Source organism: Coleofasciculus sp. A1-SPW-01 (assembly GCF_040217205.1).
GTDB lineage: Bacteria > Cyanobacteriota > Cyanobacteriia > Cyanobacteriales > Coleofasciculaceae > Coleofasciculus > Coleofasciculus chthonoplastes_A.
Genome location: NZ_JAVJNP010000024.1, coordinates 12,764 through 28,992, shown reverse-complemented (window position 1 = coordinate 28,992; position 16,229 = coordinate 12,764). Strand labels below are relative to the sequence as shown.

At 45.0% G+C, this 16,229-nt stretch carries 9 protein-coding genes; 3 read left to right on the top strand and 6 right to left on the bottom strand.

From position 1 onward, the window contains the following. Positions 1 to 232: 232 nt before the first annotated feature. The 6 genes from RH949_RS04645 to RH949_RS04620 all read right to left on the bottom strand — a co-directional run bounded on the left by RH949_RS04645 (position 233) and on the right by RH949_RS04620 (position 10,205). Positions 233 to 1,513, bottom strand: a complete 1,281-nt coding sequence (locus RH949_RS04645; RefSeq protein WP_446352077.1) for a DNA-processing protein DprA — start codon at positions 1,511 to 1,513, stop codon at positions 233 to 235. A 15-nt stretch (positions 1,514 to 1,528) separates the two neighbouring features. After that, positions 1,529 to 3,619 (bottom strand): RecQ family ATP-dependent DNA helicase, encoded by a 2,091-nt coding sequence (locus RH949_RS04640; RefSeq protein WP_446352076.1) that lies wholly within the window; start codon positions 3,617 to 3,619, stop codon positions 1,529 to 1,531. 335 nt (positions 3,620 to 3,954) lie between these two features. Then, on the bottom strand, positions 3,955 to 4,908 hold the full coding sequence (locus RH949_RS04635) for a DUF1350 family protein (RefSeq protein WP_446352075.1): 954 nt from the start codon (positions 4,906 to 4,908) through the stop codon (positions 3,955 to 3,957). 200 nt (positions 4,909 to 5,108) lie between these two features. Continuing rightward, the gene (locus RH949_RS04630) at positions 5,109 to 5,879 is read right to left on the bottom strand and encodes a hypothetical protein (RefSeq protein ID WP_446352074.1); all 771 of its coding nucleotides are present in this window, start codon (positions 5,877 to 5,879) and stop codon (positions 5,109 to 5,111) included. 321 nt (positions 5,880 to 6,200) lie between these two features. Further along, entirely contained in the window at positions 6,201 to 7,421 is a 1,221-nt protein-coding gene (locus RH949_RS04625) for an acetate/propionate family kinase (RefSeq protein WP_446352073.1), read from the bottom strand. A 342-nt stretch (positions 7,422 to 7,763) separates the two neighbouring features. Then, positions 7,764 to 10,205 (bottom strand): phosphoketolase family protein, encoded by a 2,442-nt coding sequence (locus RH949_RS04620; protein WP_446352072.1) that lies wholly within the window; start codon positions 10,203 to 10,205, stop codon positions 7,764 to 7,766. A 384-nt stretch (positions 10,206 to 10,589) separates the two neighbouring features. On the opposite strand from RH949_RS04620, the gene RH949_RS04615 reads away from it, so the two are divergent. From RH949_RS04615 to RH949_RS04605, 3 genes are all read left to right on the top strand, one after another. Continuing rightward, positions 10,590 to 14,027, top strand: coding sequence for a PAS domain S-box protein (locus RH949_RS04615; RefSeq protein WP_446352071.1), 3,438 nt, complete (start codon positions 10,590 to 10,592; stop codon positions 14,025 to 14,027). A gap of 99 nt (positions 14,028 to 14,126) precedes the next feature. Next, positions 14,127 to 14,570 (top strand): response regulator, encoded by a 444-nt coding sequence (locus tag RH949_RS04610; protein WP_446352070.1) that lies wholly within the window; start codon positions 14,127 to 14,129, stop codon positions 14,568 to 14,570. 85 nt (positions 14,571 to 14,655) lie between these two features. After that, positions 14,656 to 16,209, top strand: coding sequence for an ATP-binding protein (locus RH949_RS04605; RefSeq protein WP_446352069.1), 1,554 nt, complete (start codon positions 14,656 to 14,658; stop codon positions 16,207 to 16,209). Positions 16,210 to 16,229 lie beyond the last annotated feature (20 nt).

The window sequence follows — 16,229 nt, the reverse complement described above, 5'->3', positions numbered from 1 at the left end:
GGGGCGGGTTTAGCCACTAAAACTACTTGTCACCGATAACGGAACAACAAAACCCGCCCTTATACTTAAATCTTACACCACTCCCATTAAACAGCCTTGGGTTAAAACCCCAAAGACAAACGCGAAATTCGGATAAAGACGACTGGATAAGAGTTCTAGTCCATTTTAATGGACTTAAGCTATTAGCCCGGAGTTTGAACTCCGGGCTCCGGGCGGGCGTCTCACATTCGCCTTATCCAGAATCCTCCTTTTCCAGCAAAGACAATAAATTAAATTCTTTATTCACTACATACATCACCGGATTCTTCTGCTTAATCACTTTCCCCTCTTGCACCGCTCGTTTTAACCAATCCTCCATCTGTCCTTTTCGTACCTGCAACGATTCAGCCAGAGATTTCGCATCTTGAGGTTGCTCTAACTGGTTGAGGATAAAAGGTAAAACCGCTTCATAAATATCTTTAGCGGGTAAATTAATATAAATCGTTTTATCCCCGCCTAAATCATCTCCGGCTGAGGATTTCTCAGACTCTATTACTTCCCCATCAACTTTGCTTTCTTCAACCTCAGCTATAGCTGCATCTAAAAGTGTACGCAATGGCTTATTCCAAGGGATTTCTGGAAAAACGATTCCTCCCTTTTCCAGCAATTTCTGATTTCCTTCAGGTACAGTTCCCTGCATCCGCACAAAAACCGGGACATCTTGTACCTTTCTCAACACTTCAGTCGCCCCCGCCCAGGTTCCACCTTTACCAACAGCAGAACTAATCACTAACGCATAATCCGCTAACGCATAAATATACTTGTTTCGCCCCATAGCATTACCCGCGCTGAAACTAGCATCGGGGTCATACGCAGACACTAATGTCAGTCTACCTTCTTTAATTCCAGCACGATACTTACTCGCCACAGCCGCCTTCGTTAAACTATCAGCAAGTACACCCACAGCATTCCCACCTGCTGCTAATATACCTAACATTGAAGCTTGATCTACTCCACGCGCCCCACCAGAAATCACATTGATTCCTTGTTCAGCGCATATCTGGACAACTCTTTCGGTATAATTAAGTCCTTCTTGATCAACTTCACGAGAACCAACGATAGCCAACCCAGCTTGAGAAAGCAATTCTCTCTTACCAATTCCATAGAGAATCGCGGGTGCATTATGTTTCAATCTCTGCTTCAAACATTGAGGATAATCTGCGTCACCTCGTCCCACTATCCATAACCCCTGATTCGTCCACTTTTCCACCGCCAAACTGAGCATAACACCGCGCTCAAGTAACGTGATTAAACGATGAGAATCCAGCTTACCAATGGTAATTTGAGATAAGCGATTTTTCAGGGTTTGATCAAGCAAATTCTCCGGAATTATGTCATTTTCTACCAACCAAATTGCAACCGTATTATACTCGCTCAGGGTTAAGGGTTTAGGCTCAGTTTGACGATTTTGTCCAAAGCTGGCACACAATAATAAAATGGCTTGAGTATTGGGTGACAGCAGATGGTAATCCATAATCTTCTAATTGGCTTACGCTAACGAATTAAGTGCCAATGCTAACGGAAAAACTGGACCACTTCCAGCCCGACGTAACAGTGCAGCAATGACAGTGAATGTCCAACGTGAGTCTACCATATCATCAATTAAGAATACTGCCCCCTTCATCCCTTGCCAAGAATTCACGTCAAACACACCATCGAGATTATGGGCTTGTTGGTAACTATTCCCCATCTGTTTTTGGTGCTGAGTATGGCGAACTTTCTGCACAATTGGCTGAAAGGGTAATTGTAATTGATGGGCAAGTCGTTGGGCAAAATTGGGGACAAGTTGGGGATGATGTAAGGAAGGAACACAAGTTACCCAAGTGGGAAAAGGCTGGGGGTGCCAACGTTGAATCATCTCAAATGCACCCTGCACCAAGGCGTCATCCAAATCATGATTATCGTATTTCCCTTGTTTAACTAATTCTCCCCAACCCGCATCACCCCAAAGTGATAATGCTCGTCCGGGTTCAGCGCGTAAATTGTCACGAATTTTCCCAGAAAACCCATAACTAGGGAGCGCTTTAGATGCCCATTGTTTACGAGGTTCGATAATTTGGTCACTGCGACGGAGATACTGAATCGCTTGATTTACTCGGTTTAGTGAATAGGTTTCGGGTAATAACGGTCTACCCAAGCATACCGCACATTTTCCGCAAGGCGTTGGCTGCGGATCATCTAATTCTCTGGCGAGAAATGTCATCAAGCATTCTCGACTGTTCATATAGTCAAACATGCGAGTTTGTTCTTGGCGACGAATTTGGGTTAACCGTTCAATTTTCTCTGTATCCGGTTGATAAAATACGGGCGTCGCATACCATTTAGAGCCTTGCTTAGTTATAGGTGCAGGAGACTCTAGGGATAACAGTTTCAATACCTTCTTAATTTGCCCATTCGAGAGATTGAGATGCTGCTCGATTTGGGGAACCGACAATCCATCTTCGGCTTGTTCTAACGCATTTAAAACATCCTGAACATGAGCCTCTGGTGGAAAGGCAGTTTGAATAAAATAATCAGTTATTTCCTGATCTTCATCCCCACTGAGCAGAATCCCATAAGCTTGCTCTACCGCTCTCCCCGCTCGTCCGACTTGTTGGTAATAATGAACAACAGAACCCGGACGCTGGTAGTGGATAACAAATCCTAAATCCGGCTTATCAAATCCCATTCCTAAAGCCGTTGTCGCGACTAAAGCTTTAATTTGATTGTTAATTAGTTGGTCTTCTAAGGTTAAACGCTGTTCATGGGTTAGAGCCGCATGGTAGGCTTGAGCATGAATCCCTTGCTGATTTAACCAATGGGCAACTCGTTCCGTATCTTTGATAGTTAATGCGTAAATAATCCCACTTCCGGGTAAATTTGGCAGCTGTTCAGCTAACCACGCCATGCGGGCGGCGGGACTCGGTAATTTAATGGTTTGTAATTGTAAGCTTTTTCGGGTGAGAGTACCTCTGGATACCCGCAAATTGGCACCCAGTTGCGTAATAATATCGTTAACAACGCGGTTATTTGCCGTGGCGGTTGTAGCGAGGGCGGGAATGGTTTGAGGAAGCGCTTGCAAAACACGGACAATGCGCCGATAGTCGGGGCGAAAATCATGTCCCCAGTCGGAGATACAATGGGCTTCATCGACAACAAATAAACCAATTCGTTGGGAGGTGGGTAACAGAATTTTTTGGCGAAAGTCTTCATTGGCGAGTCGTTCGGGAGAAATGAGCAGAATATCAATGATTCCTGCTTGTAATTGAGCGTTAATCTGTTCCCACTCTTCGGGATTACTGGAGTTAATCGTGGCGGCGTTAATATTAATCCGTTTAGCAGCGACAATTTGATTTCGCATCAAAGCCAGGAGGGGTGAAATGAGGAGAGTGGAACCTGCACCACTATTCCGCAGCAAGCGAGTAGCGAGAAAGTAGACAATGCTTTTCCCCCAGCCTGTGCGTTGTACAACCAGAAGCCGCGATCGCGCTAAAATTATGCTAGCGATGGCTTCCCATTGTCCATCCCGAAATTGAGCGGTTGGGTTGTTAAGAGCTTGGCGCAGCAGCGATAGTGCTTGGGCTTTCAGTTGGGTTGTCATATCGATACGCCGTGTTGAGTGAAGTTAAGGGTTTTCTGAAGCAATGTTATTGGTAAAACCCGCCTCGACTGTCCTTAAATTCTAGCTATTCTAGCATCAATCGCCAAGAACTAAAGTTCTTGGCTTATAGCGCAAGTCATCTAAAGATGACTATAATTATGTTCCAACAGTAGGCTAGATTATTTTGGTTTTTAGTTATTTTTTAAAGTCAGCGCTGGATCAAGTCTAATAATTTTAACGTTAATTGACCATAGACAATAACACAATAGTCTATTTTCATGAATTAGCTAAGTAGGGTACAACGTTTTATTGCCTCCCTACCTAAAATCGGATCATTAATCCAGTTGTTTTACCCGCATACTGAGTTTATCCAAAAACTGGATAACTACTCTTTCCAGCGATCTATTTTGAATTCTTTGAATAAATTGACTGAGTGGATTTACTCCAATAACATAATTACCAAATTGAATCCCCAGCGGTGCTAAATGCTTACCGGATAGTTCCTGATGCAGTAAGGAAAACTTACCCTGCTTCAAATACTCGATCAGCCACAGCACATCACTATTTCTTCTCTGTTCCTCATCTTTAAATCTGTCCTGCTCACTTCCAGCAATTGTATCCCTGTCAAACGAAATAATGCCTGTTAAGTTAAACAGTGGGCTTTTGCTAATGTAGCATAACGTTTGTTTCCTGATGGGAATTACACCCAGGTTTATTGAATCAAGGAAACTGGCGATGAACGCCAAAGGTTGAGGAATGGCACTTTGCGTATCACTAATATCAGGTGCGAGGAGTAAAGAGGGTTGATTTTTGATAGACTGTTGTAAGTCAGGACTATCCATAAAACCCTGTTCAATTTGGCGAATCTGGCTGTCCGCGTTTGAATTACACTGCCTTAAAATATCTCGCCATCTGTCGCCACTTAAAAGCTCTAAAAGGGCGATATACTTGCATCCTAAACTGTGACCTATCCAAAAATAATTGTCTAGATTTTGATAAACTTCAGTTGGGTAGTTGAGTCTCTTAGCAATTTGAGAAATTTCCTGGGACAGAACTTTCTGTTCTTGTAACAAACTAATTGAAACAGACCAATGGCGAAACGTAAACCGAAAGGGGAGAGCAATGATGGTATAACCTTCGTCAAATAACGCTTTTAATAAATAGCGATAAAAAACCGTCGGGAAACTGCCAAAGAAAGCACCGCCGATAAATTGAATAACACCTTTTGGATTTGGATGAATAGCCACCCAGCTAAAGGAAAGGGGCTGAAACTTAAATGTCTCGTTCATGATTAATTAATGTTGCTTTGGGATAAAGACAAAGAAAACCGCCACGTCTCTATGGCTAACCGCTGTGGCTAAATCGACGCTTGAGAGGGAGAAATAATTTTTGAGTATGATAGTAGAGACGTAGCCTGCTACATCTCTACTATCTTTTGGTTCAAGAGCTAGGTTGACATAGACTAAATGCCAGGTTAATTTGTGATAAATTAACGGTTTGTAGCCTGAGTTTCTAAGTCACTAATCCGTTCCACCATTGTGCTTAAAACCTGTTGCAAGCTATCGGTTGTTTCGGAAATTACTCCATTGCCCAGATTCGGGGGGTTAAGAGTAAGCCGATCAGGATTTTCTCGGATAATTTCGGCTAAGCCAGGGTCAAGATCAAGGATTTCTGGCGAAAGTTGCCGTATCGGAAAAATTGGGAATTGAAACTGAGTGAGCGTAACTTTAGAACCGCCTGTAGCCGTGGGCAGCGCATAAGCAAGTTGGTCAAAGTCTACGTTGTCTGCGGGAAAGTTTTGCGGCAAGAATGTTCCCCGTTGCTGAGGAGTCAGCAACAAGTCAAAGGAGTTAGAACCAAATAAATTAGCTAAGGAAAGCGTTACAAATCCACGTATTTCAGTATCTGCGGCGGCAACAACATTTCGGTCTGTGACATTGGGTTGTAAAAGAAATAACCCTGTGTCGCGTGGAGGAATTGATATAAAATAGGTTTGGTTCGTTGCATTTGAAAACCCTGGAATTAATGGAAGATTTGAACCCCCGACATCAAAAAATGCTAGTAGCGGTTGGCTGTTTAGGTTGGGAGACTGAGCGGTGAAATTGACTCGCAGTCGGACAGGATTACTGCTATTGAGATTAGAGATTGTCAAAAAGTAACCCTGGATAATAGTCCGACCCGCCCCTAATATGTCAGCAGCCGGCTGCACTAGGGGTTTAACCAAAAGCTCGAATGTAGAAACAACTGTGGATACAGCCATTAGCTTGAAACTCCTTTAATAGAACATCAGAATTGAGTACCGCTTCCGAGAAATTCAAACTGCTCTGTCAGTAATGCTTGACTGATCAATTGATTTCCGCCGCGTTGTACTTAGTGATTAACCGGGTTGTCCCTCGGTTATTACTAGAAACGAGGATTAAGGGGAGACTATTCCAGATTGATACAAAACTTTACATTAGGAGTTGAAGTTATGAAATGGGAGGTTCGTCAGGGGTGAGGGGTTGAGCTTAAGTTGACACCAATGGCAAGCCTTGCGCCCCTACAGGAGACGAATACAAGCTGTGGGTTGGGTTGACGTATGTTAAAGGGAATCTAGGGCTAAAGCCCTTACTACAAGCTGGGCGATCGCCCAATCTTCTTGGGTATGAATCACAAACACGCGCACGCTTGAATCCTCTGTGGAAATATCTGCATCTACGGGATTGGTTTCATTCTTGTCTGAGTCGATTTTAAGTCCCAAAAATGCTAAGGCGTCAGATGCAGCTAATCGCACAGAGGCTTGATGTTCGCCAACCCCGCCTGCAAAGACTAATACATCTAATCCGCCCAAGGAGGTTAGCATTGCTCCTAAATAGCAACGTAAACGGTGGATATAAACGTCCAAAGCGAGTTTAGCCTGTTCATTACCCGCCGCGATCGCGTCATTGATTTGGCGCATATCACTACTCACGCCAGATAACCCTTTTAATCCCGATTCTTTGTTCAATAAATGCTCTAATTGATCCGCATCATACCCTTGTCGCATTAGTTGAATCAAAATCGAAGGGTCAATGGAACCGGAACGCGAACCCATCATTAATCCTTCTAAAGGTGTATAACCCATAGTTGTATTAATACTGATACCATCCCGGATGGCGGCTAAGGAACACCCATTGCCTAAATGACAAGTAATCACTCGTAACGATTTAGCCTCTTTTTCCAACAACTGAGCAACTCGTTCCAGGCAATAGTGATGACTGATCCCATGAAAACCATAACGACGTATTCCTTGATCGAGCCAATCTTTGGGACCTGGATAAATCGCAGCAGGTAAAGGCATTTGGGAATGAAATGAGGTATCAAATACCGCGAATTGGGGTAGATCAGGCAAAATATTCTCAATCGCCTCAATTCCTTCTAGATTGACTGGATTGTGGGATGGTGCTAGGGGAGACAGAGACGCGATCGCCTTTTTCACTTCAGCATTAATCAAAGTTGGTTGATGGTATTTATCGCCGCCATGAACCACCCGATGTCCGACTACATCAATGTCACTCAGTTTGGAAATGACTTGAGTTTGACCGCGCCAAAGAGTATTCAGCATTTGAGCGATCGCCTTCATTCGATCATCGGTGGGTAGGCGTTCCTCTATAGATCGTCCTTGAGACGTTTTAACCTTTAAACATTCTGTATCTGATTGTCCAGTCCACTCAATCTTGGCTTCCCATATTGGTTCTGGCGGAGAATTGGGTAAAGATTCGCCAATCTCATACAAACAACTTTTTTGGGTACTAGAACCCGCGTTTAATACTAAAACTTTCATCGGTGATTCTGATAACAAATTAAATGGAGGGTGGGGCGGGGGCGGGTTTAATCCAATCTAGGTGCGCCAAAAAGGATAATAGTGAAACCCGCCCCTACAGACGAATATTAACCCTATTGCCTATTGCCTATTGCTACACAGCTTCCCTTTTGCTCCCCTCTCCCGTGCAAAAAAAGCGAAGCATCCTTAGTCATCCCTCCTCGCAGGGGGGAACGAGGGGGGTTGGAAGAGGGGCTGGGGGTGAGGGCTGTAACATAAGTTGAAACCAGCCCCTACCAACGAACCTTAACCCTGTTGCCTTTTCCCTAACCAATGACCAATGACAAATGACGAATGACCAAATTAACACCATTGCCAATTGGTAATCTCGTCTGGATCTTCGCCAGTCTCACAGATATACTGCCCATGAGCCGCTAACACATATTCATAATGACGCACCCGATCATTTGCCCGTGCGGATACACGAGAATTTTTCTGGGCGGCTAAACGAATCGCTTGCATGATTAAATGATACCGACTCGTACCATTGCGGACTTGCATATCAAAGGGTGTAGTGGTTGTCCCTTCTTCCTGATAGCCATTAATTTGGAATCGCTCAATTGTGGGACGCCCAAACAGCATTTGTTTAATCAGCGAGGGATAACCATGGAAGTTGATAATTACGGGTTTATCGGGAGTGAATAGGGCAGCAAACATATCATCATCTAACCCGTGAGGATGAGTGGAATTTTGTTCCAGAATTAATAGATCTGTCACATTAACCACTCGTATCCGTAATTCCGGTAATTCATTTCTGAGGATTTGCGCGGCTGCCATCACTTCTAACATGGGACAATCGCCAATTCCTACCATTACTACATCCGGATCAACCCCATCATCGGTACTCGCCCATTGCCATACTGAACCCCCTGCCCGACAATGGGCGATCGCGTCTTCCATAGACAACCATTGTGGCAGAGGATTTTTGTTGGCGATGACTAAGTTGACATAGCCTGTACTCTGTAAGCAGTGGTCAATTGTACTGAGGAGACAGTTGGCATCGGGGGGTAAATACACCCGCGCATAGTCAGCCTGCTGATCCAAGACACTATTAATAAAGCCCGGATTTTGGTGAGAAAACCCATTATGTTCCTGTCGCCACAGGGTTGAGGTTTCTAAGTAATTCAGGGAGGATACAGGGGGACGCCAGGGAAATTCTTTGGAGTATTTTAAGAACTTGGCATATTGATCCATCATCGTGGTGACAATGCCCAAAAATGCCTCGTAGGAAGGGAATAAACCATGTCGTCCGGTGAGGAGATACCCTTGTAAGAATGCCTGACAGGTATGTTCACTCAGTAATTCGATAATCCGTCCCCCATCGGGTCCAATCTCGCCATCAAAGGGTCCGGTGGGCCACTGATAGTTACGCTGGGTAACATCGAGAACTTTGTACAGGCGGTTGGATTCGAGTTCGTCGGGACAGAAAATCCGGAAGTTGCTGGGATTTTGCTGAATCACATCCCGCAGGTATTTGCCCACTTCATAGGTATTACTAACGCTACTCTCGCCGCGTTTACACCCTTCGCCAGCTTCGGGATGTTCTACCGGGACAGCATAGTTAAACAGATCCGGTAACTCTAAGGGTTGACGCATACGTCCGCCGAAGGTGTGGGGATTGCTGCCCATGCGCCGTTCCCCTTGGGGACATTGATCTAAAATGTCGGGGAAGGGTTGTCCTTGTTCGTCAAACAGTTCCTCTGGACGGTAGGAACGGAACCAATTTTCTAGCAGTTCTAGATGTTCGGGATTCTTTTTAACCCCTTTAAGCGGAACTTGGTGAGACCGGAAATTCCCTTCAATCGGTACGCCGTCGGCTTCTTTAATCCCTGTCCATCCTTTTGGCGATCGCAAGATGAGGAGGGGCCAACGGGGTTTGCTGATACGGTTCCCGGAACGGGCGGCTTGTTGAATCCGACAGATTTCTTGATATGCCCAATCCATTGAAGCATACATATCAGCATCCAAGTCCTCATCTTCGACAATTCGCACTTGGTAGCCGTATCCGGTAAACAGATGCAGCAATTCCTCATCACTCATCGTGCCAAAAATTGACGGGCTGGCAATTTTGTACCCATTCAGATGCAAAATCGGTAAAACTGCCCCGGATTCAGCCGGATCAATGAATTTTGTCCCATGCCATGCTGTAGCGGTGGGTCCGGTTTCTGATTCGCCATCGCCAACGATACACGCTACCACTAGATCCGGGTTATCCATTACCGCCCCAAACGCTGTCGCCAAGGCATAGCCTAATTCCCCACCTTCGTGAATCGTGCCAGGAATTCCCGGATACAGGTGAGAGGGAAAGCCACCGGGCCAAGAAAATTGCTTGACTAACCGATGCACTCCAGCTTCATCGAAGCTAAGGTCAGGATAATAATCCCGTAACGATCCTTCTAGGTAAAGATTGGCAAGGTTCGCGGGCGCACCATGTCCGGGTCCAGTCACCAGAAACATGTTGGCATCGTAACGCCGGATCAGGCGGTTGAGATGGGCATAGACTAGGTTAATGCCGGGACAAGTCCCCCAGTGACCCAGTAACCGATCTTTGATGTGTTCCGGTTTTAAGGGTTCGCGTAAGAGAACATTATCTTTGAGATAAATTTGAGTCGCTGCTAGGTAGTTAGCCGCACGGCGATATTTGGCGATCGCGTCGAGTTCGGCAGCCTGATTTTGCCGGACTTGGGTAACGGGAATGTCCGGTTGAGAGAAGGACGCTTGGGGTGTTGAAGTGGTTATTGTCATAATTTATAAAATTCAAATTACAAGAAATTTTGACTGGTGTGGGTAGCGGTACTCGTCTGCTGTGCAGTTTACCCAAAGTTTTCCGGGGAATTCTCCTACTTGGGATAGATCATGCCTTTTTGTACATGCACAGGAGTAGAGCCATGCCATTGCACGTCTGTCAATTGTAGGGGCGGGTTTAGGGACTAAAACTCAATAACAAGCCGATAACTGAACAACAAAACCCGCCCAAATTTATAAGTAGTCAAAAATGGGTTATTTTACAGGCATATTGCAAAAACTTATTTTTGTGCAACGGGGTTCCTCTAAAGTAATATATAATATATCTCTCCTGCTCCCAGACGTGCCATGGTACGTCTCTACTCTAAATAAACTTGACAAATTGTGATTAACACTCCTGTGCATCTGCTCCTCATTGATGAGGACCCAGATGAACGAGCCTTAATCATTCGTCAATTGCAGCAAGAGTTTTCCGCACTGCATGTCGCCCAGCCGACCAATGCTAAAGACCTAAATCAGGTACTCTTAGACGGTCATTTCGATATGGCGATCGCGGACGATGAACTTCCTTGGACAACTGGTATAGCGGTCTTTAAGCAGGTTAAACGTCTGCAACCCGCTTGTCCATTTATTATGTTCACCAGTCAAGACAGTGTAGAACTCGCTGTAATGGCAATGAAAGCGGGTATAGATGACTACATTATTAAATCGCCGTCCCATTATAAAAAATTGGTGACAGCCGTTCGTTCTGCATTAGCGCCTCAGCTAAAGTCTCAATCTTCTCGGCTAGAAGCGACTCCACCCATCACCATTTCCCAGAACCTACAACTGATCGCTACCCTCCAAGCTAGGGTCACTCAGCAAACAACAATTGTGCGGTTTAGTCAATATGCCTTAAGGGGGATTGACATTGATTCGTTAATGAATTGTGCGGTGACTCTTTTGGCAAAAACTCTCGACGTAGACTATGCCAAAGTCCTGGAATTACTTCCTGATGGCAAAGCCTTATTGTTGCGGGCGGGTGTAGGTTGGCAGGTTGGCTTAGTCGGTCAAGCTACTGTCGATACGGAAACCAATTCTCAAGCCGGCTATACGCTCCTGTCTCAAGAACCAATCGTGGTCGAAGATTTGCGAACAGAATCGCGATTTTCGGCTCCGCCTCTATTAGAGGATCATGGGGTTGTCAGTGGGATGAGTGTGATTATTCCTGGACTCTCGTTGGCGAAGCCTGGGACTCTTAAACATTGGGATACTATGCCCAACCCCGATAGTCAACCCTTTGGTATTTTGGGCATTCATAGTACAGATTCCCGCCAGTTTAGCCAAGATGACATTAACTTTTTGCAAGCGATCGCCAATATTCTCGGTGCAGCAATTGACCGTTGTCAACAAGCGGAACGATTGCGAATATTGGAGAGTGCGGTTAATGCCAGTAGCAATGGGATTTTAATTAGTGATCCCCATCAACCGGATAACCCAATTATTTTTGTCAATTCTGGGTTTGAACGACTCACCGGTTACAGCGCCTCAGAATTACTCGGTCGTAACTGTCGCTTTTTGCAGGGAGATGACTCCAATCAAGCCCAACTTGAGGAAGTACGACAGGCGATTGCAACAAAAAAAGACTGTCAAGTAACCTTGCGGAACTATCGTAAAGATGGTTCTGTATTTTGGAACGATCTCTATATTTCACCCGTGCGAAATTCCCAGGGAACATTGACTCACTTTCTGGGAGTACAGACGGATGTTACAGCCCAGAAATTAGCCCTAGAAAAGCTCCGCCAACAAGCCCAACTGCTTGACTTAGCCAATGATGCGATTATGGTGCTGGATTTGCAGGGCAAAATTACCTATTGGAATCAGGGGGCGCAACGTTTGTATGGCTGGAGTAGTCAGGATGCTATTGGGCAAAATGCTCACCAATTGCTGCATACGATTTTCCCCCAGGCATTAAGGGATATTAAGACTCAATTATGGCATCAAGAATATTGGCCCGGTGAGTTAATTCAAACCACACAGGACGGAACTCAAATTACCGTAGCGAGTCGTTGGACATTACAGCGAGATCATCAAGGTAACCCATTAGCCATCTTAGAAGTTAATCATAATATTAGCGCCTACAAACGCACCGAGAAAGCCCTGCGTCAGAGTGAACAACGATTCCGGTTAGCGGTCAATCATAGTCCGGATATGTTCGTGATCTATGATGCTCAACGACGGTTTGTTTTTGTGAATACGACAACCCTTGATCGCACAGGCAAATCATCAACGGATTATCTGGGACACAGGGATGAAGAAATCTGGTCGCCGGAAGTTACTGAATGGTATTTACCGACACTCAAGCGGGTGATAGAAACCCGCACTCCCCAGACGGTAGAAGCCACAATTCGGTTACCGAATACTAACCCCTTTACCACCGTAATTAAGTATGTGCCGATGTTGAACGAGCTAGGAGAAATTGTGCAAATCCTCGGCTTTACGTTTGACATTACTCAGCGCAAGCAGCTTGAAATTCAATTACGACAAACGATTGACCGCCTGCAAACCTTACAAACCCTTGACCAAGCCATTCTCGCCGAACAACCGCCGCCTGCGATCGCGCAAGTGGCGTTAACAGGTTTAAAATCCCTGCTATCGTGTCGTCATCTGAGTGTCGTGGTGTTTGATTGGGACTCACAGCAAGCCACCCTGCTCGCCACTAATGGTGAGATGGAAAACCTAGCTAGAACAACGATTAGTCTCGAACCGTTTACCTCAGAGTTGGCTCAATTTGCTGACCATAAAATCCATCAACTCAAACAATCAGACATTGTCAGGGTATTACGACCCATTGTCCAAGCTTTACTCTCACAGAACGCGGCATCATTCTCTATTATTCCGCTTAGAAGTAAGCCGGAAATAATCGGAACACTCAACCTAGAGTTCAGGGAGAAAAATGACCTGGATAATGAACATAAGACCATTGTCCAAGAGGTAGCAAATCAACTCGCGATCGCGATTGCTCAATCCCGATTACAACAGCAGCTTAAACGCTACACCACCGAACTCGAAGAACGGATCACTGAACGAACTCAGGAATTGCAAGCCATCAATGCGGAACTCGAAGCATTTTCCTACACCGTTTCCCACGATCTCAGAGCGCCATTACGGGCAATGCAAGGGTTTGCTAATGCCTTAGTTGAAGACTGCGGTTCCCAATTAGATTCAATCGGTTTAGACTATACTCAACGGATTACCACGGCTGCCCAGCGTTTGGATAAAATGATCCAAGATTTACTAGAATATAGTCGCTTAGGGCGTCTAGACTTTCCCCTAAAACCAATTAGTTTAGACTCCATTATGTCAGAAGTCCTCTTCCAACTCCAGGAACTGATTAAAAACACAAATACCCAAATTAAGGTAGCCGAGAAAGGGGTCATACCTCTACCAGAGGTTTTGGGTCATCGTGCTACACTTATGCAAGTTGTATCAAATTTGATCGCTAATGCGATCAAGTTTGTCCCAGAAACAGTACAGCCTCAGATACAGGTGTGGGCAGAAGAACGAAAAGACGTTAATGGTAGTACATGGATACGACTCTGGATCGAGGATAATGGAATTGGCATTGAATCGGAATATCAAGAAAAGATTTTTCTGGTATTTGAACGCTTACATGGTCGTGAACACTATCCCGGTAGTGGTATTGGTTTAGCCCTTGTCCGCAAAGGTATGGAACGTCTAGGAGGGCGTTCGGGCGTTGAATCATCACTCCATCAGGGAAGCCGATTTTGGATTGAGGCGCAAAAAGTAGAGACGTGTAATGACATCTCTATTATGGAATAGGGGCGAGTTTTACCGATCAGGTTTAGCTGTAAACCGATAAGCGACTAAACCTGTTCTCCTCAGTCTTTGAGGTTTGGAGTAATTTTTATGTAGAAGATTATGAGTAGCAAACCTGCTGATATTTTACTCGTTGAAGATGATGATAATGACGTTTTTTTAATTCAGCGTGCATTTAAACGCCTCGATTTACCTCATTCATTGCAAGTTGTCACAAATGGAGAGGAGGCAATCAGTTACCTAGACCGCAAAGCACCGTATGATAACCTAAAATCTCATCCTATTCCAACTCTTATCTTACTCGATTTAAAACTACCTCGTAAATCCGGTTTAGAAGTTTTAGCTTGGATTCGACAGCAATCTCGGTTAAAACGTCTATTAGTGGTGGTATTAACGGCATCCAGAGAAACGCCGGATATTAATAAAGCGTATGATAGGGGCGCGAATTCTTATTTAGTGAAACCTGTAAACTTTCATGATTTTTTAGAAATGATTCGTACCCTTGACCTATATTGGTTAATGTTCAACGAAAAACCTTTAGTCTGAATTATAAATTTCTATTCCCTATTCCCTATGACACACCGAGCGAAGCCGAGGTGTTCCCCGTTCCCTGTTCCCTATTCCCTGAACAATGACAAATGACAATCCCGTAAGAATCCTGCTAATTGACGATAACCCCGACGATCGTATGTTAGCACTACGCCGACTAGAGCAGGAGTTTGAACAATTACAGTCTAAAGAGATTACCGATATCAAGCAACTCCAACAGGTATTAGCCGAGCGAAAGTTTGATATCGTCGTCACTGATTATAGCTTGCGTTGGAGCAATGGTTTAAACGTACTGAACCAGGTTAAGCAGCAGTATCCAGATTGCCCTGTAGTCATGTTTACCGGGACAGGAAACGAAGAAATTGCTGTTAAGGCGATGAAGTCAGGACTTGACGATTATATTATTAAATCCCCTCAGCATTATACTCGTCTTGCCGCCGCCGTGCGAGCAGCCTGGGAACGCTCTAAGCAACATCAAGCCTTCAAAGAGATGCAACAACGATATCAACAACTCTTTGAAAGCGTACCCATTGGACTTTACCGGATGACACCAACGGGTCAAATTATTGAAGCCAATCCAACCCTGTTGCAACTGTTAGGATATCCCAGTGTACAAGCCTTGCTGGACACAAATATATCCAAGCACCTTCTTGATACCAAAACCAACAACTTATGGCAGAGTCAGATAGACGGCGAAGGAGTGGTACGAAACTTGGAAATACCGATGCGTCGGTGTGATAATACCATGATTTGGGTACGCTACAATGCTCGTGCTATTCGCAATTCTCAGGGCGAAGTCATGTACTATGAGGGCGCGATTGAAGATGTCACCCAGCGCAAGCAAGCGGAAACAGAACGGACTCAATTGCTCAAAAGTGAACAAGCCGCCCGGGCTGAAGCCGAAACTGCGAATCGCTTAAAAGATGAATTTTTAGCCACCCTATCCCATGAATTGAGAACGCCCCTGAATGCGATTTTAGGATGGGCGGGACTCTTGCGAAGAAAGCAACTGAGTCCAGACAAAGTACAGCGGGCGTTAGAAGTAATTGAACGCAATGCTAAGTCTCAAGCCCAGCTTATTGATGACTTGCTGGATGTATCGCGGATTATTCGGGGTAACTTACGCTTAACTGTTATCCCTGTTGACTTGCAGCAGATTATCAACGCAGCAATTGATACCTTACAACCCGCCGCTGACGCCAAAAGCATTCAGATTGACTCATTTTTAGAACCGAGTCAGACTGTGATTAAGGGGGATAGCGATCGCTTACAGCAAATTGTTTGGAATCTTTTGTCGAATGCGATTAAGTTTACCCCAACTCACGGACAAGTCAAGATTTATTTGGAATGGTTAGAAAATGCGGTACAAATTCGGGTGCAAGACACAGGTAAGGGGGTGTCTGTTGACATTGCGCCTTACATTTTTGACCGCTTTCGCCAAGCCGAAGGCTCAATAACTCGTTCCCATGGCGGATTAGGACTAGGATTGGCAATTGTGCGTCACTTAGTTGAACTCCATGGGGGAACCGTGTGGTGCGAAAGTGATGGAGACGGAAAGGGAGCTACTTTTACCGTAGAGCTACCGCTCAAACCTCAAGCAGACGCTGAGAGTGTCGGTTTGTCTACCCCCAGTTAAGCTGTTCGGTATTTAAACTT

Coding starts and splice junctions, on each gene's coding strand:
- RH949_RS04620 (WP_446352072.1), bottom strand. CDS start 10,205: ATGACAATAACCACTTCAACACCCCAAGCGTCCTTCTCTCAACCGGAC.
- RH949_RS04625 (WP_446352073.1), bottom strand. CDS start 7,421: ATGAAAGTTTTAGTATTAAACGCGGGTTCTAGTACCCAAAAAAGTTGT.
- RH949_RS04610 (WP_446352070.1), top strand. CDS start 14,127: ATGAGTAGCAAACCTGCTGATATTTTACTCGTTGAAGATGATGATAAT.
- RH949_RS04645 (WP_446352077.1), bottom strand. CDS start 1,513: ATGGATTACCATCTGCTGTCACCCAATACTCAAGCCATTTTATTATTG.
- RH949_RS04635 (WP_446352075.1), bottom strand. CDS start 4,908: ATGAACGAGACATTTAAGTTTCAGCCCCTTTCCTTTAGCTGGGTGGCT.
- RH949_RS04605 (WP_446352069.1), top strand. CDS start 14,656: ATGACAAATGACAATCCCGTAAGAATCCTGCTAATTGACGATAACCCC.
- RH949_RS04630 (WP_446352074.1), bottom strand. CDS start 5,879: ATGGCTGTATCCACAGTTGTTTCTACATTCGAGCTTTTGGTTAAACCC.
- RH949_RS04640 (WP_446352076.1), bottom strand. CDS start 3,619: ATGACAACCCAACTGAAAGCCCAAGCACTATCGCTGCTGCGCCAAGCT.